Source organism: Limnochorda pilosa, assembly GCF_001544015.1.
In the GTDB taxonomy this organism is placed as follows: Bacteria; Bacillota; Limnochordia; order Limnochordales; family Limnochordaceae; genus Limnochorda; species Limnochorda pilosa.
The window spans coordinates 181197-201722 of sequence record NZ_AP014924.1 but is presented as its reverse complement, the minus strand read 5'-3'; the positions used below and the strand labels follow the sequence as shown (position 1 = coordinate 201722).

Annotated in this window: 23 protein-coding genes; 9 read left to right on the top strand and 14 right to left on the bottom strand. The window is 71.3% G+C overall.

Annotation, left to right across the window (positions count from 1 at the left end):
* Positions 1 to 37 precede the first annotated feature (37 nt).
* The gene (locus tag LIP_RS00930; protein WP_068141279.1) at positions 38 to 1330 is read right to left on the bottom strand and encodes an ABC transporter substrate-binding protein; all 1293 of its coding nucleotides are present in this window, start codon (positions 1328 to 1330) and stop codon (positions 38 to 40) included.
* Positions 1331 to 2089: 759 nt separating this feature from the next.
* Here LIP_RS00930 and LIP_RS00925 point away from each other — a divergent pair.
* From LIP_RS00925 to LIP_RS00910, 4 genes are all read left to right on the top strand, one after another.
* Positions 2090 to 2782 (top strand): helix-turn-helix domain-containing protein, encoded by a 693-nt coding sequence (locus LIP_RS00925; RefSeq protein ID WP_068133107.1) that lies wholly within the window; start codon positions 2090 to 2092, stop codon positions 2780 to 2782.
* An 89-nt stretch (positions 2783 to 2871) separates the two neighbouring features.
* Positions 2872 to 3099: a helix-turn-helix domain-containing protein gene (locus LIP_RS00920; RefSeq protein WP_068133104.1), complete on the top strand. Its 228-nt coding sequence runs from the start codon at positions 2872 to 2874 to the stop codon at positions 3097 to 3099.
* 87 nt (positions 3100 to 3186) lie between these two features.
* On the top strand, positions 3187 to 4233 hold the full coding sequence (gene tdh / locus LIP_RS00915; RefSeq protein WP_082725676.1) for an L-threonine 3-dehydrogenase: 1047 nt from the start codon (positions 3187 to 3189) through the stop codon (positions 4231 to 4233).
* A 58-nt stretch (positions 4234 to 4291) separates the two neighbouring features.
* Entirely contained in the window at positions 4292 to 5485 is a 1194-nt protein-coding gene (locus LIP_RS00910; protein WP_068133101.1) for a glycine C-acetyltransferase, read from the top strand.
* A 27-nt stretch (positions 5486 to 5512) separates the two neighbouring features.
* Here LIP_RS00910 and LIP_RS00905 read toward each other — a convergent pair whose 3' ends face one another.
* Positions 5513 to 5764, bottom strand: coding sequence for a hypothetical protein (locus tag LIP_RS00905; RefSeq protein ID WP_068133097.1), 252 nt, complete (start codon positions 5762 to 5764; stop codon positions 5513 to 5515).
* Positions 5765 to 6177: 413 nt separating this feature from the next.
* Between LIP_RS00905 and LIP_RS00900 the strand changes: the two genes are divergently transcribed.
* Complete coding sequence (locus LIP_RS00900) at positions 6178 to 6471, top strand: hypothetical protein (RefSeq protein WP_068133094.1); 294 nt, start codon at positions 6178 to 6180, stop codon at positions 6469 to 6471.
* Between the two features lie 142 nt (positions 6472 to 6613).
* On the top strand, positions 6614 to 6826 hold the full coding sequence (locus tag LIP_RS00895) for a hypothetical protein (protein ID WP_068133091.1): 213 nt from the start codon (positions 6614 to 6616) through the stop codon (positions 6824 to 6826).
* An 86-nt stretch (positions 6827 to 6912) separates the two neighbouring features.
* Here the strand turns inward: LIP_RS00895 and thyX are convergent, their stop codons facing one another.
* Together thyX and LIP_RS00885 are read right to left on the bottom strand one after the other, a co-directional pair.
* On the bottom strand, positions 6913 to 7758 hold the full coding sequence (thyX, locus tag LIP_RS00890; protein ID WP_198409627.1) for an FAD-dependent thymidylate synthase: 846 nt from the start codon (positions 7756 to 7758) through the stop codon (positions 6913 to 6915).
* Entirely contained in the window at positions 7751 to 8536 is a 786-nt protein-coding gene (locus LIP_RS00885) for an SAM hydrolase/SAM-dependent halogenase family protein (RefSeq protein WP_068133087.1), read from the bottom strand. Before LIP_RS00885 ends, thyX begins: the two co-directional genes overlap by 8 nt.
* A gap of 115 nt (positions 8537 to 8651) precedes the next feature.
* Here LIP_RS00885 and LIP_RS00880 point away from each other — a divergent pair, with 115 nt between their 5' ends.
* Entirely contained in the window at positions 8652 to 8915 is a 264-nt protein-coding gene (locus LIP_RS00880; RefSeq protein ID WP_068133084.1) for a hypothetical protein, read from the top strand.
* Positions 8916 to 8934: 19 nt separating this feature from the next.
* Here LIP_RS00880 and moaD read toward each other — a convergent pair whose 3' ends face one another.
* From moaD to LIP_RS00865, 3 genes are read right to left on the bottom strand one after another with little or no spacing between them, the layout of a single operon-like run.
* Positions 8935 to 9183: a molybdopterin converting factor subunit 1 gene (moaD, locus tag LIP_RS00875; RefSeq protein WP_068133080.1), complete on the bottom strand. Its 249-nt coding sequence runs from the start codon at positions 9181 to 9183 to the stop codon at positions 8935 to 8937.
* A gap of 6 nt (positions 9184 to 9189) precedes the next feature.
* Positions 9190 to 9876: a DUF554 domain-containing protein gene (locus tag LIP_RS00870; protein WP_068133076.1), complete on the bottom strand. Its 687-nt coding sequence runs from the start codon at positions 9874 to 9876 to the stop codon at positions 9190 to 9192.
* Positions 9873 to 10061 (bottom strand): hypothetical protein, encoded by a 189-nt coding sequence (locus LIP_RS00865; RefSeq protein WP_068133073.1) that lies wholly within the window; start codon positions 10059 to 10061, stop codon positions 9873 to 9875. The genes LIP_RS00870 and LIP_RS00865 overlap by 4 nt, the downstream gene beginning before the upstream one ends.
* A gap of 211 nt (positions 10062 to 10272) precedes the next feature.
* Between LIP_RS00865 and LIP_RS00860 the strand changes: the two genes are divergently transcribed.
* Positions 10273 to 11496 (top strand): LysM peptidoglycan-binding domain-containing protein, encoded by a 1224-nt coding sequence (locus tag LIP_RS00860; RefSeq protein WP_082725675.1) that lies wholly within the window; start codon positions 10273 to 10275, stop codon positions 11494 to 11496.
* 24 nt (positions 11497 to 11520) lie between these two features.
* On the opposite strand, the gene lepB is transcribed toward LIP_RS00860, so the two are convergent.
* The 3 genes from lepB to LIP_RS00845 form a co-directional block, all read right to left on the bottom strand.
* A complete protein-coding gene (lepB, locus tag LIP_RS00855; protein ID WP_198409626.1) occupies positions 11521 to 12114 on the bottom strand; it encodes a signal peptidase I in 594 nt (197 codons plus the stop codon).
* Between the two features lie 22 nt (positions 12115 to 12136).
* Positions 12137 to 12748 carry a YpiB family protein gene (locus LIP_RS00850; RefSeq protein ID WP_068133067.1) on the bottom strand — a complete coding sequence of 204 codons (612 nt, stop codon included), beginning with the start codon at positions 12746 to 12748 and terminating at the stop codon, positions 12137 to 12139.
* 195 nt (positions 12749 to 12943) lie between these two features.
* Positions 12944 to 14173 (bottom strand): threonine synthase, encoded by a 1230-nt coding sequence (locus LIP_RS00845; RefSeq protein WP_068133065.1) that lies wholly within the window; start codon positions 14171 to 14173, stop codon positions 12944 to 12946.
* On the opposite strand from LIP_RS00845, the gene LIP_RS00840 reads away from it, so the two are divergent.
* Positions 14151 to 14891 (top strand): ZIP family metal transporter, encoded by a 741-nt coding sequence (locus LIP_RS00840; RefSeq protein WP_068133062.1) that lies wholly within the window; start codon positions 14151 to 14153, stop codon positions 14889 to 14891. The two genes, LIP_RS00845 and LIP_RS00840, sit on opposite strands and share 23 nt — an antisense overlap.
* A 45-nt stretch (positions 14892 to 14936) precedes the next feature.
* On the opposite strand, the gene LIP_RS00835 is transcribed toward LIP_RS00840, so the two are convergent.
* The 4 genes from LIP_RS00835 to LIP_RS00820 all read right to left on the bottom strand — a co-directional run bounded on the left by LIP_RS00835 (position 14937) and on the right by LIP_RS00820 (position 20203).
* On the bottom strand, positions 14937 to 15674 hold the full coding sequence (locus LIP_RS00835) for a glycerophosphodiester phosphodiesterase (protein ID WP_068133059.1): 738 nt from the start codon (positions 15672 to 15674) through the stop codon (positions 14937 to 14939).
* A gap of 1 nt (position 15675) precedes the next feature.
* On the bottom strand, positions 15676 to 17574 hold the full coding sequence (locus LIP_RS00830; protein ID WP_144440255.1) for an NTP transferase domain-containing protein: 1899 nt from the start codon (positions 17572 to 17574) through the stop codon (positions 15676 to 15678).
* Between the two features lie 46 nt (positions 17575 to 17620).
* Complete coding sequence (gene tkt, locus LIP_RS00825; RefSeq protein ID WP_068133053.1) at positions 17621 to 19633, bottom strand: transketolase; 2013 nt, start codon at positions 19631 to 19633, stop codon at positions 17621 to 17623.
* 72 nt (positions 19634 to 19705) lie between these two features.
* Positions 19706 to 20203 (bottom strand): endonuclease domain-containing protein, encoded by a 498-nt coding sequence (locus tag LIP_RS00820; protein WP_144440254.1) that lies wholly within the window; start codon positions 20201 to 20203, stop codon positions 19706 to 19708.
* Positions 20204 to 20526: the final 323 nt, after the last annotated feature.

The following is a 20526-nucleotide window of genomic DNA, read 5'->3' as shown; positions in this document are numbered from 1 at the left end:
CCCCGGCGGTTCGATCGGTCGTGCGGTCATGGATGGGTCAGTCGGTCGCCTTCCCGCTGGTGTAGGCGTCGTCGGCGGCCGCCTCGATGGTCTCCAGGACCGTGTCCAGGTCCTCGCCGCCCACGTAGTTGAGCACGCCCTCCCAGAAGGCTCCCGAGCCCACGGCCGGCGGCATCAGGTCCGACCCGTCGAAGCGGAAGACCTGGGCGTTCACCAGGACCTCGGCCATCTTGCGGGTCAGCTCGTCCGGGTAGGCGTTGGGGTTGACCCGCTTGTGTGCGGAGAGCTTGCCGAGCTGGGCGACCCAGATCTCCTGGGCGCCCGGCGTGGCCAGATAGCGGACCAGGGCGCGCGTCTGGGGCGTATCCTTGAAGACGCCGATCATGTCCGCCGCACCCAGCGCGGGCACGCCGTACTTGGGGTCGATGGCGGGCAGCGGGAAGAAGGTGAAGTCCTCTCCCGCCACCAGCCCCGGGTTCTTCTCCCGAATGAAGCTGGTGATGAAGCTGGCCTGACGGTGCAGGTAGGCTCCCGGCGGCTTGGTGAAGAGCGGGTTCGCCGCGTCGCCGAAGTTGGTGGAGAGCACCGCCGTCGGCCCGCCGTAGACGTAGCGCGGGTTCCGGGCGATCTGGCCGAAGATCTCGAAGGCCCGCTTCACGGCCGGATGGGTCCACGGGATGTCGTGGGCGACCCACTGGTCGTAGAGTGCGGGTCCGGCCGTGCGGAGCATGATGTCCTCGATCCAGTCGGTTCCCGGCCAGCCGCTGGCCGCACCGCTCTCCAGGCCGATGGACCAGGCGGTCTCGCCCTGCGAGGCGATCCGATCGGTGAGGGCCATCATCTCGTCCCAGGTGGTGGGCACCGAGTAGCCCGCAGCCGCGAACGCCTTGGGATCGTACCAAACCAGGCTCTTGAGGTCGGCGGAGATGAAGATGGCCTGGAGCTTGCCACCGTAGCTGCCCATCTCCACCCAAACGGGGGCGTAGTCGTTCCGCAGCTGCTTCATGTCCAACACCTTGCCGAGGTCCACCAGGTGGCCGCCGGCCGCCAGCTCCTGCATCTGGCCGGGGTTGGGCAGCGCCGCCATGTCCGGCGGGTCGCCGGCCTGGACGCGCGTGGTGAGTACCGCGGGCAGGTCGCGGGTGCCCGTGAACTCGACGTTGATGCCCGTGGCCGCCTCGAAGGGCTCCAGCACCTTCTCGAACGCAGCCAGCTCCTGACCGCCCCACGTGCCCAGGATCGTCACCGTGCCCCCCTGGGCCGCGAGCACCGGCGCGAGCGGGAAGGAGAGCGCCGCCACCGCCAGCCAGGCCAGGATGTCGCGCCGCATGCGCACGCCAACCGCCTCCTCTTTTGCTTCTCCGGTTCCCGGCGGCGCCTGTGCCGGCCCGTGCCGCCCCAGCCAGCCGAAGACGGCTGCAATCGATTCCTGACCGTGACTCGACGCCTCCGAGCCCAATACCTACTTGACCATGGAACGGACGAATCCTTCCAGTCCGTTCCATGGACCTCCGGGGGTGGGGAGGCATCCGTCCTAGCGCATCAGAGGGCCCCGCACAGCGCACCTGCCCGCCTCCAGCAGCTTCTGTAAACAAAGGGTAAAGGTTCTCCGGAACCCGTTGACAGGGTGCGGCCGCCCCTGTATGCTACAGGTGTCGGGACGATATGGAACCCACCGGGACCCAGATGGTCCCATAGGCAGGGGAAGGGGGACACGATCGATGATCCGCTGCCGTGATTGTCAGACCCAGAACTGGAGCGGCGCCGAGACGTGCCGGCGCTGCGGTGCTGAGCTCTACACCCGCCGCCAGGCCACGCGAGGCCGCCGCCTCGGATGGATCCAGAGCTTCCTCAACGGGCTTTCCCTCTGGTAAGGCCCGTGGACCGTTGAACGCTTAGGCCCAACGGAGGCCGGTATGCCGGACCGGCCTCCCCTCCCCGAACAGGCAGCCAGCCAGATGCCCAAGCGCGAGAAGCCCCCGGAGCCATCCGGGGGCTTCTCGCGTCCTGGCGCGCCTCGCCGGGTCGTGGTATACTGGCGCCGAAACCCAGGTGTCCTCCCCGGGGACTCGTGCAGGAGGAATTTGCGGTGACCCCCCGACAGGAGCAGTTCCTCGCGGCCCTCACCGATCTCTGTCGCCATCAGGGCGCGGCCCACTACAGCGACGTGGCGCTCCGCCTGCAGGTCAGCAAGTGGACCGCGTACGACATGATGACCCGTCTGGAAGCGGCGGGATACGTGGAACGTCTCTACGAGGTGGATGGTGGCTCGAGCGGGCGCTCGCGCATCCTCTTCCGTCCCGTGAAGGCCGAGGGGGCGCGCGGCCCTTCGGACGAGCCCGCATCGGTCCCGGCGGACTGGCAGAGCCTCAGGCCGTGGCTGCTGCAGCAGGCCGACCGGGCTCGCCGCCAGGGAACGGCCGAGGTCCTGCGGGACCTGCACCAGGAACTGCGGCGGAACCCCTCGCCCCTTGCTTTCTGCGCCCTCTACACCGCAGTGCTGCTGGTCACCCTCAAGGCCCTCAGCGACACCCTGGAGGGGGCCTGGTTGATCCACACGCTCCTACCCCTGCTCTCGGCTCAGCTGGGCGTCATCCTCTTCACCGGAGCCGCGCTGGCGGTGATCTACCAGTACTACCGTCGCCTACCGCGCCGCATCGCCTCCGACGTGGGCCGTTACCAGGACGCCCTCTCCCGGCTCGACGGCGAGCGCCAGGCAGCCCTGGGCGACTTGGCCCGCGACCTGGTCACCCGACTCTGGGACGAAGCGGCTCTGGCCTGATCGAACCCCGAGGAAACGCCTGGCGCATGGGCGGGCTGAGCGGGGGCACCCTGCACCCGTGTCCACCTCGTATAGGGAGGGCTGGCACGATGAGGCCGTTCCTGAGCCTGGCCGAGACGAGCCGACGGTTGGACCTGGATCCCGCCCGGGTGCTGGAGCTGGTCCGGGAGCAAAGGCTCCCGGCGTTCCAGGAGGACGGGGAGTGGTGTTTCAAGCCCGAGCACGTGGAGCTCTTCGCACGGGAAGGACGGGTGCGCGCCCAGCGGGGCGCCCATCCGGCCGCCGGACGGCCCCCGGAGCCGGAAGCCGGGTCGTGAAGGGCGGCCCCCGGGACGCCCACCTGGCAACGGGCTCCGCAGAGGAGTGGCGTTTCCCCCCTCGAAGTAGCCAGGGGAGGGACCCACGTGGACACGCGCATGCTGGCCCTTGAGAAAGCACGGCCCGAGCCCGGTGCGAGGCTGGTGGAGCGCCCGGTACCGGAGCCCGGCCCCGGTCAGGTTCTCGTTCAGGTCACCACTGCCTCTATCTGCGGTACGGACGTGCACATCTATGAGTGGAACGAGTGGGCCAGGGCGCGCCTCACGGTGCCGCGCGTCTTCGGCCACGAGTTCTGCGGGCGGCTGGTCTCTGTCGGACCAGGCGTCAACCCGGCCGAGTTCCAGCCCGGGACCTACGTCACCGCCGAGATGCACATGGCCTGCGGCCGCTGCTACTACTGCCGCACCGGCCAGTCGCACATCTGCCAGGACGTACGCATCGGTGGCATCGACGCGGACGGCAGCTTCGCCCAGTACGTCGCGGTTCCGGCCGCCAACGTCTGGAAGCTGGACCCCTCGATCCCCGAAGAGGTCGCCTCGATCCTGGATCCCCTGGGGAACGCGGTCCACACGGCCCTGTCGGTGCCCCTGACGGGGCGCCACGTGCTGGTGACGGGCTGCGGTCCCATCGGCCTCATCAGCGTGGCCATCGCCCGCATGGCGGGAGCCGCCAGCATCACGGCCACGGATGTGAGCGCCTACCGGCGGGAGCTGGCCTCGCGCCTGGGCGCGCGGGCTCTGGATCCGCGGGAGGGCGTCCTCCCTCGCATGCTGGAGCAGACCGACGGCCTCGGTGCGGACGTGGTCCTGGAGATGTCGGGCCACCCCACGGCGATCCGAGACGGTCTGAGCAGTCTCAAGAAGGGCGGCGAGATGGTCCTCCTGGGACTCCCGGGCGAGCCCGTGGCCCTGGACCTGGGCGAGGGGATCATCTTCAAGGAGATCACCCTGCGGGGGATCAACGGCCGGCGCATCTTCCAGACCTGGTACCAGGTGCAGGCCCTGCTGCAGGCAGGCCTCGACATCCGGCCGGTGATCACCCACCGCTTCCCGCTGGAGCGCTACCAGGAGGCCTTCGAGCTGGCTGCGTCCGGCCAGTGCGGCAAGATCATCCTGGTGCCCCCGCAGCCCTGAACCCCGGCGCGAGGCGACGCGAGGGGAATCCGTCCCCATGGGGAAGGAGGCATCTGGCATGTCCGAAGCGCTCAGGTTCCTGGCCGAGGAGCTCGAGAAGTTGAAGGCCCAGGGGCTCTTCCGGCTCCCTCGGGTCGTGCAGGGGCGGCAGCGGGCCCGAGCCGTGATCGACGGGCGAGAGGTGGTCAACCTCTCCTCCAACAACTACCTCGGACTGGCGACGCACCCGCGCCTCCAGGAGGCTGCCCGTCGCGCCGTGGAGAGCCACGGCGTGGGGTCCGGCGCCGTCCGCACCATCGCGGGCACCCAGGACCTGCACCAGACGCTGGAGGAGGTGCTGGCCCGCTTCAAGCGCACGGAGGCCGTGCTGGTCTACCAGTCCGGCTTTACCGCCAACGCCGGCACCGTGGCGGCCATCCTGGCCCCGGGCGATGTGGTGGTGAGCGACGAGCTGAACCACGCGAGCATCATCGATGGCTGCCGCCTGAGCCGCGCCACCATCAAGGTCTACCCCCACGCCGACATGGAGGGGCTGCGGCAGAAGCTGGAAGAGGCCCGGAGGGACGTACGCGAGGGTGGCCGCACCCTGGTGGTGACCGACGGGGTCTTCAGCATGGACGGCGACATCGCGCCGCTCCCCGACGTGGTGCGCATCGCCCGGGAGTTCGGCGCGATCACCATGGTGGACGATGCCCACGCCTCGGGCGTGCTGGGCGACCACGGCCGGGGCAGCGTGGACCACTGGGGCCTTCACGGGCAGGTCGACATCCAGGTGGGCACCCTCTCCAAGGCCGTGGGTGTGCTGGGCGGCTACGTGGCCGGTAGCCGGACCCTCATCGAGTACCTCCTGCAGCGCGCGCGGCCGATCCTCTTCAGTACCTCCCACCCACCGGCCGTAACCGCCGCCTGCATCGAAGCGATCCACCTCATGGAGGAGAGCGACGAGCTGATCCGCCGCCTCTGGGAGAACACCCGGCTCTTCCAGGCTGAGCTGCGCGCCCGCGGCTTCGACACCGGGCGAAGCCAGACGCCCATCACGCCCGTCATCGTGGGCGAGGAGACCAAGGCGATGGCCCTCTCGGACCAGCTCTTCCAGGAAGGTGTCTTCGCCCAGGGGATCGCCTACCCCACCGTGCCCCGGGGCAAGGCCCGGGTCCGGGCCATTGTCACCGCCGAGCACAGCCAGGCGGACCTGGAGGAGGCGGTCGCCGCGTTCGCCCGGGTGGGAAAGCGCCTGGGCATCATCGGCTGACACCGTGGTGGCCCGCCGGCCGAGCCCTCAGGGGTTGGGGCGCTCGTCGCCCTCGCCGGCGGGCCGATCCTCTCCACCCCGCGCGGGCCCCCGCGCCAGCCGGACGAAGAGCCAGCCCAACCCCATGCTCGCCGTCAGCAGGGCCGCCACCAGCACCATCAGCGGCCAGCTTTCGCCCAGCAGCCGGCCTGGCCCCACGCCCCGGCCCGCAGCCAGGTAGAAGGCCAGGCCCACCGCCAGGAGGGTCAGCCAGAAGGCGGCCTCACCCAGGTACCGCACTGAGCCACCCCTCCCCTGGGGGTTCCCCCGTGGGGGACGCCCCGTCGGCTCGCGCCGGTCGTTTCCAGTATAGTCCCGTGCAGCGCTCCCGGGGGAGGCCCGGCGTTCCGCGCGGCAGGGAGAAGACTTTTTTTCGCGCGGCAGGAGGGAATCAGCAGACGCTAACGAATACCATTATCCGAGACGAGTTTCCCCCAACCCCTCACGGGACCCGAGGAAGGTACGTCGTACCCGCCTCGGGTTCCTCCCTGCCTGGGTGGCCACATCTCTTCCGCAGCCTCTGGGGGATCTCGTCCTTGCTTTTCCCAATCTTCCCCCACTTATTCTCGGTTTTCCCTCCGAGGAGACCGTTCTTGCAGCTTGAAGGGCATGTAAGCATCTGGTAGACTTGGTGCGTCGAGAGGAGGGGTCCGGTGAGCCGTCTGCACGACCTCTACACAGAGCGGGCCCTGGAAGAGCCCGTCGGCCTGGAGGAGTTCGTGGAGGAGGCCCTCCGGCGACGCCTGGGCGCTGTGACGGCCGGCGAGCTCTTCGATTTCCTGGACGAGGTCGAGGGCGATATGCTGCACAACATCCAGGTCAAGTCCCAGGAGCTTCCCTACTACCAGGCCACCCAGGACGACGCGGAGACCCGGGTCCGGCAGCAGATCGAATCCCTCAGGGAGCGCGTGCGCCGGGCCGCTCTCGACGGAGACCTGAAGACCTGAATTCAAGAACCTCCGCCTCTGGCCGAAGAGGGGCTTGAGGGCCGCGCCTGCCTGCGGTCCCCGAGCACGGCCCGGCGAAACAGCCAGCTTTCGGGGTCAGGTTCGCCTGCGCAGAACCGGAGGGGTCAGAACGAGCGAAGCGATGCTCGAGGCGGCTCGCCCGTCTGTCAGCGAAGCGAACCCAGAGGCACGGCGCCTGCGGCGCCAGATCGCGATGCTGCGCAGCCAGCTTGCCGAGGGTGAGCGGCTGCCGGCATACGAAGAAGCACCTGAGCTCTACGAACGGCTCGACGCGCTAGTGGTGGCATACATCCGGCTCCAAATGGAGTCCCAACAGGCAGTGTCCATTCCATGATCCAGGCCGCCTGACCCCGTTTCGCCCGCTTCCCGCCCATCCGAGCGGGAAGTGGGCGTTTGTGCCGCGTCCCGCACCCCGGGGCCTTACCCCTCTCCCGGCTCGGAGGCCGCCGGCGACGCCCCGGAAGCCCGGTCTTCCGGCCCGACCGCACGCACCAGCACCTCCACCGCCTCGGGCTCGAGCCCAGGAGGCTCCTGCCGGACGGGAAGGTGGAGCGTCTCCACCCGGAAGTCCTGGTAGATCCCCGGGGCCATGGGCTGGGCCACCTCGCGGAAGAGCCGGACCGCCACCTCCCGCATCTCCGCCTCTGCGTGGAGGCTTCCCCGCTTCTCGAAGAACTCCCTCCAGGCCCGGTGGTTCCCGGACATGACGATGTGGGTCTCGGTCATGTTGGGCAGGACTGCCCGGGCGGCTTCCCGGGCCCGTTTCCGCCTCAGCGTCGCGTCCTCCAGCCCCGACAGGCGCCGGTTCGCCAGCTCCACCAGGCGACTGTACGCGTCCAAGGTGCACTGGTGGATCTCCTCCAGGATGGCCCGGGCCTCGGGGTCCTCCCGGAAGAGCGGGGGTACCACCGCCCGGGCGGCCGCCTCGTTGAAGTACCGTTGGGAGAGCTGCGAGGGCGAGAGGTGGCGATGGCGCACGAACTCGTGGGTGAACGAGCGGGAGACGCCCGTGAGGATCACCGTGAAGCCTGCGTGCTCAAGGACCGAGAAGTGCTCGTGCGCCAAGATGTTGGCCAGGTACTCCGCGTTCCGGCGGCCGGAGGGGTTCTTCCAGCTCTGGTAACACGCCCGGCCGGCGAACTCGGCCAGCCGTTCGGCGTCGGCGCTGGAGTCGGTGGTCCACACCTCCCAGGGGGCTCCCTGGAACCGTTCCAGCACGAACCGGGTCTCCGCCACCTTGACGATCTCAAGCCGCGCCTCACGCACGCGGCCCACCCCCTTCTCCCACGGGTTCGAGCCGAATCTTCCGGCCCGGTTGCACCTTGAGCCGCCGCGACGCACTGCCGCCCACCACCGCCACCTCCAGCGTGCCCGCGGAGCCGGTCACCGCCACCCATTCTCCCGTCACGCCGTCGGCGTAGGTGGCCACGGCGCGCACCGCAGCCCGGCGGGACCGGGGCTGTCCGTCCAGCTCCAGCTCGTAGGCATCCGAACCCGGCACCGGGGGGAGGTTGGTCACCACGTTACCGAAGGCGTCCACCCGCACCACCTCGCCCTCCCGGCCCTGCCGGTGGAAACGGAGCGTCTCCCGCAAGGTTGTGGGCGGCCCCAGGGCGGCCAGCGGCTCACCTGCCGCCAGTCTGGCTGCGGCCGGCGCGAAGACGTCCCGGCCGTGAAAGGTGCTGGAGGCTTCAGGCGGCACCGGTAAGGCCACCGCCTCCAGCGGCCCGCCGTCGTCCTGCACCGCCGCCCACAAGAGGCCGTTGTCGGGACCCACGAACATGTACCCCCGGGTCCGCACGGCCACCGCCTGGCGGCTCGTGCCCACACCAGGGTCCACCACGGCCAGGAAGACCGCTCCTTCCGGGAAATACCGGTAAGACGTATAGAGGATCCATGCCCCTTCCCGAACCCCCTGGGGCGAGACAGCGTGCGTGAGGTCGCACCATCGGAGGCCGGCCGGGTGCCGGGCGAGGATGCCCTTCATCACGCCCGCGTACTCGCTGGACCCGAAGTCCGAAAGCAAGACGACGAGGCCGCTCATTCCCCCACCCTCCTCCTCGGGACCGGGCCCGCAAAGGGCCTGCCGTCGCGTTGACACCCCCCGGGCGCATTGATATAATCCGTGTGTTGCATGCCACGTGACGGGGGTGGGAGAGATGGCAACGTTCCACCGGCGCGGGGATTGGTTCCGCTACTTCAACAACCTTCCCGACTGGACACGCCCGGGGATGGAACCCCGGGACCCGCAAGAGCCGGATCCGGACAGCTTCGAGCTGCGGGTCGCCTTTCCCGAAGCCCCCACCCGCTTCTTCCAGTCGGTGAAGACCACCGAGCGCGGCGTGGTGCTCACCCTCCAGCTCCACTTCGACGACCCCGACCTCCTGGACGACGAGGCGGACGACGACGAGGAGACCGACTGAGCCGCTCGTCCCAGAGCCATCATGAACCGCCCGCCACGGGAGGAATGAGGGCGACCTCTTCGCCCCCGCGGAGCACGTACTCGACCGCCTGGTAACTCTCGTCCACGGCCACCCGGAGCGCAGGCCGGAGCCGGCCGATCTCCGGGTGGAGGCGGGTCAGTTCGTCCAGGAGGGTCTGGAGCGTCGCGCCTTCGGGGAGCTCCAGGGCCTCCTCTTTCCGCCCGGCCGCGTCGCGGGCCGCAGCGAAGTAAAGGACGCGCACCTGCACCTTCGATCACCTCCCGACCAGCCGAGCCAGCACCAGCACCACGGCGAGCGCAGGGAGCAGGTTGCCCACCCGCATGCTTCCCAGGCGGAGCATGTTGATGCCGATCCCGATCACGAGCAGCCCCCCCGTGGCCGTCATCTCCCGTACCACGGGGTCGGTGAAGAGCGCCCGGGCAGTCCCTGCCGCGAGGGCGATGGCACCCTGATAGAGAAGAACGGGGATGGCGCTGAAGACGACCCCCACACCCAGGGTGGAGGCCAGGGCTAGGGCGGTGATGCCATCCAGGAGCGACTTGGTGACCAGCAAGCTCGAGTCTCCCAGCAACCCGTCGTTGATGGCCCCCATGATGGCCATGGGACCCACCAGGAACAGGAGCGTGGGGGTGACGAAGGCCTCGGTGAAGCGCCCGCCCGGGTCGAGGCGCGCCACCCTCCGCTGCAGGCCCTCTCCCAACCGCTCCAGGGCGGCCTCAAGGTCCAGAGCCTCGCCCACCGCTGCCCCGAGCGCGAGGCTGAAAAGGGGAAGGAGGACGTTGCCCGTCTCCAGGCTCATCTGGGCGCCGATCAGCAAGACCGCGAGCCCGACCCCCTGGAGGACCGTCCCCGCGACGCGTTCCGGAAGCGTGCGCCGCAGCGCCAACCCTACCAGGCTTCCGGCAAGCACCGCCGCCACGTTGATCCAGGTTCCCGTCAAAGGCCTTCCCGAGCCCCCTCGGAGTCCTTGCGAGCCTCAACCGGCTCCTTGGGCGCGGGCCGGCCCGATGGGGTGTCGAAGCCGGTGAGGAAGTGCGCCCCGCAGTAGGGGCAGCTGGTGACCCGACCCATGCCCTCCGAGGTGTAGCTGGCACGCTGGCAGAAGGGGCAGATGTTCCGCTGCACCGTTGAGCCTCCTTGCTGAGTTCTAGCACGTCTTCGACACCCCGGCGGTAAACCCTTCCTGCCCCGTGGAGGGCCCTTCCTCACCGGAAGGAGATCCCAGGACGCTTAGCGAAAGCACGCGACAGCCCGCAAGGCCGTGCCTGCGCGTCTGGGTCCTGCGCGTCCAGGCCTCGAACGAAGGTCTTCGCTCGCACCGAGAGGGGGGGAAACCATGGGCCGGCCAACGCAAGGCGGAGGGAGGTCGCCGCGCGAGCTTCCCGCCCGGGACTGGATCGGCGGGTACCGGCCGCGTCTGCGGTCGGCGGCCAGGCCGGCCGCTACCTGGGCCGGAGTGGCCGAGCCCCAGCCTGCCCCGTACCTCGCCCCCGCCCTTGAGGAAGAGATGATCGACATCAGCGAAGAGCAGCCCGATGAGGCGGCAGGGGTCGTCTTCGGGTATGCGGCGCGGGATGCCACGGATCCCTACGTGGTCGCGTTGCGGGCGTTGCCTTTCCCCCAGGTGGAACCCCTGGAGGGCGGGCTGCGGATCCCGCGCCAGAGCTGGTGGACGCTCTCCCGGCGCTGGCAGGAGGAGATCCCCGACCTGGAGCCCGTGGGCTGGTTCCGCCTGCAGGCGGGGCGGGGCACCTCCCTTGGAAGCTACGACCGGTTCACCGCGCACCAGCGCTTCGCCGACCCGCTCCAGTTCACCTGGGTGCTCGACCCCGAGCGCGGGCGGCAGGCCCTCTACCGCTGGGAGGGCGCGGACCTGGTCCCGGTCCCGGGCTACTGGCGCTGCACCGAGACGCCTGAGGTCCCCGCGCGAGAGCTGCCGCCCCGCGGCAGCAGCGCCCCCGCGGCCCGCCGCGCGGGCGCCCTGGCGGGCATCCTGGCGCTGAAGTCCTGGCTGGTGGTGGCCGCGGCGGCGGCGGTCGTCTACCTGGCCCTGCCGTTTGCTCCCGGTTCGATCCCGTCCTTGGTGCGCCCGGCGGGCCGCACCACTCCCGAGGCTCCGCCGCCAGCGGAGCCGCCGCTCCCGCTGGTGGCCTGGAGCGGCGGTGACGGAGGGTCCGAGGCCGGCCCCGGAAGAAGCGGTCCAACGGGCCTCGCCGGGCCCAGCGACGGAGCTGGGGAGCCAGAGATCCCATCGCCTTCCTTGGAGTGGGAGATGGAGCCGCCGGCTCCCGGCCAGGAAGATGTGGGCTCCCCGTTGCCGGCTCCGGCGGCGGCCTCTTCGACAGGGTCCGAGGACGCGCTCGGACGCGGCTCCGCACCCCGTTACGCCACCCACACCGTGCGCCGGGGGGAGACCCTCTGGCGGATCAGCCTCCGCCTCCTGGGCGACCCCACCCGTTACCGTGAGATCGCGGACCTGAACGGCATCAGCAACCCCCATCACCTGGAGACGGGCCGGGTGCTCCTCATCCCCACGGACGCCGTCGACGCGCTCAAGTAGGCAGGCACGTTCGGGCGGCAACGCTCACGGAAGGGTGCGCAGGCTCTCGGGCGGCGTCAGCACCGCGAGGCTTTGGATGGGCCAGTAGCGCCATATGGCACGGCCCACGATCAGCTCCTTGGGTACGAAGCCGACCCGTGGGTCGCGGCTGTCCTCGCTGTTGTTCCGGTTGTCGCCCATGACGAAGTAACGGCCTTCCGGCACCTGGACCTCGGGAAAGGACCGGAGCGGCCGAGCGCTGACGTACTGCTCCTCGAGCTTCTGCCCGTTCACCCACAGGTACCCGGCGCGGACCGCGACCCGATCGCCCGGGATCCCCACCACCCGCTTGACGAAGTACTCACGGGGATCCAGGGGGTAGCGGAAGACCACCACCTCTCCCCGTCGGGGCGGCCGGAAGAGGTAGGTGACCCGCTCCACCACCAGGCGCTCGCCGGTGTGAAGGGTGGGGAGCATGGAGGGGCCTTCCACCGTGAAGGCGCGGGCGACGAAGGTCATGATCACGAAGGCCAGGATCAGCGCGCCCGTGGCGGCACGGACGAACTCGGCCACGAAGGAGGGTCGGACGCGGCCCTCGGCGTAGGCGCCCTGCTGGCCGGATTCCTCGGGGTCGGTCAAAGGCGCGCGCTCCCTTCGGTCATCAGAGCTCCCAGAGCAGGCGGTCCAGAACCTGCCGGTAGACGGGCGCGTACCGGCGGAACCGCTCCGGATCCCGGGTTGCCAGGCTCTCGTCGATCTTCGCGCGAAGCTCGATGGCCAGCAGCGCCAGGTCCACCTGCTCCCGCAGGATCTGGTCCATCAGATTGGCGATGCTCCGCCTCTGGGCCCGGCGCAGCGGCAGGGCCGGGTTGGGCTCCACCACCGATTGGTACCAGGGGGGCTCGGGGCCGGCGAAGGCGAAGTGGATGTAGATGCGCCCCTGGCTCTCCCGCAGGGCTTTGAGAGCGTCCATCGGTTCGGTGATGCAGACCGAGCGGGAGCGATGCGTCTGGCGGACGAGCTGGCCGTTGACGATGGAGACCTCCTCCCGTTCCACGGCCCCCATCTCCAGCATGAAGGGAACGGCCTTGGACCCCACCTCCGCCACCTGCATGGTGTTCGAGAGGAACTCCAGGCGGTCCACGAAGGTGACGCGCTGGAGCAAGGCCGTATCGTGGCTGAGCGCCTGGAGGAGGAACTTGCTCATGGGGTGCTTGAGCGGCATCTGGCTGAACCGGCGCACCGCCTCGCGCTTCTTCTGGATCACGGCCACTCACCCCGCCTGCCCATGCGCCTTTGGAGGGTAAAGGGCGCCCCCCCTCCAAGGGAGGGCGGGCGCCTCGAAACGGCTGCAGGCCCGTTCCTGGTATGCCTGAAAGGTACCCTATATATTCTACCCGAGGTGGGGCCATCCTCCCGACGCGGCAAATGGAAGATGTCCTTTTTGGGCCACGGAGTCCGGCCGGCTTCAGGCGCCCATCCGACCGCGCCAGGCGTCGGCCTGCTTCAGCCCGGACCCCGTCACCATCAGCACCACGGGCCCCTCCTCCCAGGCGGCGCCGGCCACCGCCCTCCACTGGAACAAGCCGGCCACCGCGGCGGCACCCGTCGGTTCCACGAAACACCCCCGCCGGGCGAGCCACTCCGCCGCCTGCCAGATCCCGTCGTCGTCCACCTCGAGGAAGGTTCCCCCGCTCTCACGCACCGCGCGCAGGATCTGTGTCCCCCGGGCGGGCCGCGCGACCGCGATGCCCTCGGCCACGGTGCGGCCCTGGTCCCCCGGTTCCAGCGGGGCCGGTCGTTCATCGCCCCGGGCGAAGGCCCTGGCCAGGGGTGCACAGCCCTTGGCCTGCACTCCGATCAGGGTGGGGACCTGGCTTGCCACCCGTGCCCGGCGCAGGGCCTGGAAGCCGCGAGCGAGCCCCAACAGGAGCGAGCCGTTGCCCACGGGCGTCACCACCGCGGCCGGTACCCGGCCCTCCAGCTGCTCCCAGATCTCGAACGCGGCGGTCTGCGTGCCTTCCATGAAGAGCGGATTCCAGACGTGGCTCGCGTAGTACCGCCCGACCGCCTCTCTTTCCGCCGCCCGGGCTGTCGCCTGGCGATCCCCCGGCACCCGCACCACCCGGGCGCCGGCCGCTTGAGCCTGAACCAGCTTGGCGGGAGAGGCGCTTTCGGGCACCAGGATGCGGCAGTCGATCCCCGCGCGGGCGGCGTAGGCCGCGAGGCTCGCCGCGGCATTACCCGAGGAGTCCTCCACCACCGCGTCGATCCCCCAGGCTCGCAGCAGGCTCACCATCACGGCCGAGCCCCGATCCTTGAAGGAGCCTGTGGGCATCAGATGGTCCAGCTTGAGGAGGAACGAGCGGCCCCCCCGGCGCTCCTCCACCAGAGGGGTCATCCCCTCGCCCAGGCTGACGCGCGCCCAAGCCGGCACGCTGGGCAGGGCCTCGGCGTACCGCCAGAGGTCCGCCGGCCGCGTCCGGATGGCTTCCAGGGAAAAGGAGGGCTCTCGCCCCGCCCACTCCAGGGGCGAGCCGCACCGGCACCGCCAGGTGGTTCCTGCCGCCGGATAGGCGGCACCGCAGGCCTGGCAGCGAAAGACGTCCCGCGCGTCTTCCCCGCGGCCCGTTTCCTTCTGGATGCCGGCCTCACCCTCATAAGGATCCCGGGGGGTGCGTCCGCTGTCTGCGTCCATCCTGGTCGCCTTCCTCTCAGGACTCCTGGGTACCGGGCTCGGGGGGGTCGCCGCCCTCCTGGTGCGCCGCTCCTCACCCCGGCTGGTGGCCGCCCTCCTGGCCGTCGCCGCGGGGATGATGCTGGCCGTGGCGGCGCTGGAGCTGGCGGCGGAAGCCTTCGGCCCGGGCACCGTCTCGCCCGCGTCTCTGGCCGGGCTCGCCCTGGGGCTGCTGCTGCCGGCCTCCTGGGAGGGGAGGCGGTCGCCCCACGGCGACCCTGGGGCGCCCCCTTCCCCGGAGCACCTGCGGGCCGCGGGCCTCAGCGCGGCAGGAGGCATCGCCCTCCACGACCTGGCTGAGGGCGTGGCCGTGGGGGCGAGCTACCACCACCAGCCGTCGGTGGGTCTGAGCGTGGCGCTCCTGATCGCGCTCCACAACATCCCCGAGGGGATGGCCATGGCCATCCCCCTCCGCCTGGGCGGCCTGACCCCCGCCCTGGCGCTGGGAGCCTGCGTGCTCACCAGCCTCCCCATGGCGGCCGGCGCTGCGGCCGGCTACGCGACCGGCGGGGCTCCCCTGGGGCCCGGGCTCGCCCTGGGGCTGGCCGGGGGCCTCATGCTCTACCTGGGCTCGATCACCCTGCCTCCCCAGGCCTTCCGGCTCGGCCCGGCCTCCACCGTCCGTCTCGCCTACGCCCTGGGGGCGCTGGTGGGCGCATGGCTGGTGGCCTTCTTCTAGGGTACGACCGTTCCAGGGCTCCGAGGCCTACCGGCCCGCGCTCCCTCAGGGCGCCGCGACCACCGCCCGCGCCTCCGCAGGCCGCCCGGTGATGAGCCCGTCCACGCCCATGGCCGCCAGCTCCCGCAGCCGCGCGGGCTCGTCCACGGTGAAGGGGTAGACCTCCAGGCCCTGAGCGTGGGCCGCCTCCACCAGCGGCGGAACCAGGGTGGGGTGGTAGGGGTGCAGGCTACGGGCACCCACCCTCCGGGCGCCGGCCCACGGCTCCACCCACGCGGCCATGTAGAGGATGCCCGTACGTACCTGGGGCGCCACCTGCCCCAGGCGAAGCAGGCTGAAGTGGTTGAAGGAAGAGACGATCACCCGGTCCACGAGCCCGTGCGATTCGATCCACTCCGCGAGCTGCTCCTCGATGCCCGGGTAGGCGGCGAAGCCCAGCTTCAGCTCCACGTTCAGGAGCCGGATCCCCCCGGCCTCCTCCGCCAGGGCCCACACCTGGTCCAGGGTGGGGATCCGCTCGCCCGCAAAGCGGCGGTCGAACCAGGCTCCCGCATCCAGCCGGCCCAGGTCGGCCAGGGTCATCTCGCGGATGAGCCCCGAGCCATCGGTGGTGCGATCGACCCGCTCGTCGTGACAGACCACCAGGTGCCCGTCGCGGCTCCGGTGCACGTCCAGCTCCCAGCCGTCGGCCCCCTGCTCCAGGGCCAGGCGAAAGGCAGCCAGGGTGTTCTCCGGGGCCTCCAGGCTGGCACCCCGGTGGGCCAGGATCAACGGCCTCTCCATCTCATCGCCTCCCGCTCGTCGCGGCTTCGTCGCTGGTCTCCGAGGCCTCCAGCTCCAGGAGCCACGTGGTCACGCGCTCGCCTTCGGGAACGGGGCCGGAGCCGGCCGGAACCTCCACCAGGCAGGAGGCGCCCGCCAGGCTCGCCACCGCGCTGGACCGCTGCACCGCTCCCGCCTGGACCCACGGGGCCCCGTCGGGCCCTGCCAGCAGGCGGGCCCAGAGGAGACGGCGCTGCCGGCTCGGCCTCGGGTAGCCGCCCGCCAGGGGCAGCCGCAGCCGCAGGGGCTCCCACCGGCCGCCCAGGAGCCGGACGAGGGCCGGGCGCACCAGCACCCAGTAGTCCACGGCTGCCGCCGAGGGGCTGCCCGGAACGGCCACCACCGGTACCCCACGGACGATCGCCGCCGCGCACGCCTTCCCCGGGTGGACCCGGACCTGCCGGAAGAGGATCCGGCCTGCGAGGGCTTCCAGGGCCGGCGCCACCAGGTCGTAGGGCCCCGCGGAGATCCCGCCGCTGGTGATCACCAGGTCCGCCCCTGCCTCCGTCGCCTCCGAAAGGCCCGCGGTGAGCGCCGCGAGGTCATCGGGCAGAGGCCCGCGCACCGTGAGCTCCACAGGCAGGCAGCGCAGCCAGCCGGCCAGCATCACCCCGTTGGAGTCGTAGGTGCCCCCGGTCTGGTAGGGCGCCCCCGGCGCCAGCAGCTCGTCGCCCAGAGTGATCAGCCAGACCCGGGGACGACGCCGGACCACCACCTCTTGCAGGCCTGCCACCGCCAGCCGCCCTGCGGCCGCCGCGTCCACCCGGGACCCCACCCGGAGGAGGAGCTGGCCCTGTGCAGCCTCCTCACCCGCCGGCACGACCCCCTCCCCGGCCTCCAGCGCGCGGCGGAAACCCACCTCCACCATGCCGTGCGCCGTCCTGCGCACCTCGACCTCTTCCCAGCGCACCACCGCGTCGGCGCCCTGGGGGAGAACGGCGCCGGTGGCCACCCGGTGAACGGCCCCCGGCGGCAAGGGCGCGGGCGCTCCCAGCCCGGCGGCCTGCTGGCCCGCCAGGGGCAGCCAGACGATCGCATCCGTATCGAGCGTTCCGAGGTCTTCACACCGCACGGCATACCCGTCCAGAGCCGCCCGGGGCTCCGCGGGAACGGGACGGGGCGCCCGCACGTCCCGGGCCGCGTGGCGTCTCAGGGCCTCGCCCAGGGGCACCACCTCGCCCGCCAGCGGCGCCAGCTCCGCCAGGAGCCGGTGCTGAGCCTCCTCGAGGGAAACGGCCGCCGCCCCGGCGAAGGCCCGCTGCCCGGGGGTGGGTCCCTCTTCGAGGAGGGCCCGGTACTCCTCGGGGCGGTTCACGTTGCGGAAAAGCCGGTCGGGCTTCAGGGCCTCCAGCCAGCCAGGTTCGCATCCGCATTGGGGCAGGCGGGTCACCGCATCCAGCACCCGTCGCTCGCCCCGGGCCAGGGCCTGCTCCAGCTCGGGCAGGGCCTCTCGGTGGTACGCCCCGGCCAGCGGTTCGGCCCCCCCGTGCCAGCGGGGCACCAGCGCGCGGCAGCCCGGGCCCAGGCGTTCCACCAGGCCCCGGTAGTACGCCGGGGTAAGGAACGGCATGTCGCAGGCGGCCACGACGATCCAGGGGGTTTCGACGACGGCCAGGGCGGTGGCCAGGGCGCCCAAGGGTCCAGTACCGGGGAAGCGGTCGTAGGCCCGCGGCCACTCCGGAAGGAGCTCGCCGCTACGGAGCGGACCGGTGCCAGGCACGTCCAGAACCAGGAGCCGCCGGGGGAAGAGCTCCAGCACCCGGGCCACCCGCTCGACCAGCCTCTCACCGTCCAGGGTGAGCAGGGCCTTCTCGGTACCCATGCGGCTGCTGAGCCCGCCCGCCAGCAAGACTGCGGTCACCTGGTCCGGTCCAACGCCCCCGCCTTGCACCCCCACGGAGTTCACCTCACCGCCGGGAGCGGGCCCGCTTCACCAGGGCTCGGGCCTCTGCTGTCACCCGGTCCGCGGAGAAACCGAAGTGCGCGGCCACCTGGCCGCCCGGCCCGCTCTCACCGAACCCGTCCTGGGTGACGAACCCGTCGCCCCGCCGGGCCAGGCGCCACCAGCCCTGGCCCACCCCGGCCTCCAGGAAGAGCCGGGGAGCCTCTTCGGGGAGCACCGCCCCCTGGTACGCCTCGGGCTGCTCCACGAACCGCTCCCGCCACGGCATGGAGACCACCCGGCAGGCGAGGCCCTCGCCCGCCAGGCGGCCGGCCGCCTCCAGGGCCAGCGCCACCTCGGATCCCGTGGCCACCAGTACCAGATCGGGCGCCGTTCCTTCCGGCTCCCGCCGGACGACGTACCCGCCCCGTCCCACCAGGGTCGCGGGCGCGTCGGGCACCGGCAGGATCGGCAAGTTCTGCCGGCTGAGGATCAGGGCGGTGGGCCCCGTACCTCGCCCCAGCGCCTCGAGCCACGCCTCGGACGTCTCGCGGGCATCGGCCGGCCGGATCACGGCCAGGTTGGGGATGAGGCGGAGCGCCTCCAGCTGCTCCACGGGCTGGTGGGTGGGGCCGTCCTCGCCCACCCAGATGGAGTCGTGGGTGAAGACGTAGACCACGGGCAGGCCCATGAGGGCCGCCAGCCGGATGGAGGGGCGCATGTAGTCCGAGAAGACCAGGAAAGTGGAGCCGAAGACCCGCCACCCGCCGTGCAGCGCCATGCCGTTCAGCACCGCGCCCATGCCGTGCTCGCGCACGCCGAAGTGGAGGTTCCGCCCGCCGTATGCGCCGGGGCCCACGGCCTCGCATGCCTCCAGGTACGTCTTGGTGGAGGGGGCCAGGTCGGCGGAACCGCCCGCCAGGTACGGGAGCGCTTCGGCCAGGGCCTGGAGCACCTTCCCGCCGGCGCTCCGGGTGGCCACGGGCTTGCCCCCCGGCTCGAAGCGGGGCAGCCTTTCCGGCAGGTCCGCGGGCAGCACCAGGCCCGTGGCCTCGTCCCACGCCCGCCGGAGGTCGGGGAAGGCTGCGGACCAGCGGTCGAAGAGCTCCTGCCAGGTCCGGCGCGCCGCAGCCCACTCCGCCCGGCGCCGCTCGAAGAAGGCCCGCACCGCTCCGGGCACGTGGAAGGGCTCCTCGGGCCAGCCCAGGTCCGCCTTCAGCCGGGCGACCGCTTCGGACCCAAGGGGGGCCCCGTGGGCCTCCGCGTCGCCTTCCAGCAGGCTTCGCCGGGCGATCCGGGTGCGCGCCACGATCAGGCTGGGTCGCCCTTCCTCGGCCCGGGCCGCGGCCAGGGCGCCGCGCAGCCCCTCCAGATCGTAGCCGTCCACCGCCTGCACGTGCCAGCCGTAGGCCCGGAAGCGGGCGGCCACGTCCTCGCTGAAGGCCAGCTCGGTGCTTCCCTCGATGGAGATGCGGTTCGCGTCGTAGAGCACGATCACGCGCCCCAGGCCCAGGTGCCCAGCCAGGGAGGCCGCCTCCGAGGCGACGCCCTCCATCATGTCGCCGTCGCCCGCGAGGCAGTAGGTGAGGTGGTCAACCACCGGAAATCCGGGGCGGTTGAAGCGCTCGGCCAGCATCCGCTCGGCCAGGGCCATACCCACCGCGTTGCCGAGGCCCTGGCCCAGGGGCCCGGTGGTGGTCTCCACCCCCGCGGTGCGCCCGTACTCGGGGTGACCTGGGGTCATCGAGCCCAGCTGGCGGAAGCGCTCGATCTCCTCCATGGGCAGGGGGTAACCCGACAGGTGCAGCAGCGCGTAGAGGAGCATCGAGCCGTGCCCCGCCGAGAGCACGAACCGGTCCCGGTTCGGCCAGCGGGGGTCGGCCGGGTCGTGGCGGAGGGTCTCCGCGAAAAGGATGCTTCCGATCTCGGCCGCTCCCAGGGGCAGGCCTGGGTGGCCCGAGTTCGCCTTCTCCACCGCCTCCGCCGCTAGCACCCGGACCGTGTTGGCGATCTGCTCGAGCACGTCGTTTTCCACCATTGCGAATCAGCGCCTCCTCAGGGCCGGGCGCCGGCCCTCCAGGGCCGAGCTCGCCGGCGCGCGGGTCCCCTTTCAGGAGCCCCGCAACGCCTCCCGGATCCTCCGCACGCACGCCGCCGGGCGGGCCCGAACCTCCTGATTCTGGAACCGCAGCAGCCGATAACCCTGTTCCGCCAGGACCAGCTCCTTGCGACGATCGAGCTCCCGGCGCTCGTTGGACAGGTGGGTGAAGCCGTCCACCTCCACCGCCAGCTTCTCCCGCCGCCAGACGAAGTCCAGCTCCCAGGGCCCCAGGCGCGCGTTCTGCTCGAAGCCGGAGACCCCCGCGCGCCTCAGCGCCCGGGCCAGCTCGTCCTCGAAGGGAGATCGGGACTGGTGGTCCCAGACGCGCCCATGGGGCACCGGGCCCCGGGACGCCCGCGCAGGGGCTCGCGGGTCCTCCCCGGCCAGGTACTCGAGCCCTCCTGGTTCGTGCATCCCGCGTGCGCCTTCCCGGCCCCCGGGAGCCCGCCACGCCTCCCGCTCGGCCCACCGCTGGAGGCGTGCCCGTTCGCGCTTGGTGTTCGCCACCGTCCAGCCCTCCGACCCCGGTTCAGGCTCCCGCTTCACCGCGGGGCCAGGGCTTTCCTCCCCGGCGCGCGTTCCCGTGGGGAAGGATGCCCGGCCGCAGCTCGAGGGATGCCTGCTTCCCGCATCGATGAGGGCGGGACGACCCGCGCCCCCACCCTTCGGCTATCCATTCCGTATCTTGAAGAAAGCTTCCTTCATCTGATCGTCTCAGAAACCTTGCCTGCTTTGTGAACGCAGGAACAACAGGAATCGATTATAACCCAGCCGAATCTTTTGGTACCAAGGGGCATGTTGCCGGCGGATCCGTCCCAGGGCCGCGACCA

Excerpts from the sequence above, each read along its gene's own strand:
- LIP_RS00885 (WP_068133087.1), bottom strand. The coding sequence starts at position 8,536 with ATGAGCGGCCTCGTCGTCTTGCTTTCGGACTTCGGGTCCAGCGAGTAC.
- LIP_RS00920 (WP_068133104.1), top strand. The coding sequence starts at position 2,872 with ATGAGGCCGTTCCTGAGCCTGGCCGAGACGAGCCGACGGTTGGACCTG.
- LIP_RS00930 (WP_068141279.1), bottom strand. The coding sequence starts at position 1,330 with ATGCGGCGCGACATCCTGGCCTGGCTGGCGGTGGCGGCGCTCTCCTTC.
- LIP_RS00860 (WP_082725675.1), top strand. The coding sequence starts at position 10,273 with ATGGGCCGGCCAACGCAAGGCGGAGGGAGGTCGCCGCGCGAGCTTCCC.
- LIP_RS00845 (WP_068133065.1), bottom strand. The coding sequence starts at position 14,173 with ATGGACGCAGACAGCGGACGCACCCCCCGGGATCCTTATGAGGGTGAG.
- LIP_RS00835 (WP_068133059.1), bottom strand. The coding sequence starts at position 15,674 with ATGGAGAGGCCGTTGATCCTGGCCCACCGGGGTGCCAGCCTGGAGGCC.
- LIP_RS00895 (WP_068133091.1), top strand. The coding sequence starts at position 6,614 with ATGCTCGAGGCGGCTCGCCCGTCTGTCAGCGAAGCGAACCCAGAGGCA.
- LIP_RS00910 (WP_068133101.1), top strand. The coding sequence starts at position 4,292 with ATGTCCGAAGCGCTCAGGTTCCTGGCCGAGGAGCTCGAGAAGTTGAAG.
- tkt (WP_068133053.1), bottom strand. The coding sequence starts at position 19,633 with ATGGTGGAAAACGACGTGCTCGAGCAGATCGCCAACACGGTCCGGGTG.
- LIP_RS00880 (WP_068133084.1), top strand. The coding sequence starts at position 8,652 with ATGGCAACGTTCCACCGGCGCGGGGATTGGTTCCGCTACTTCAACAAC.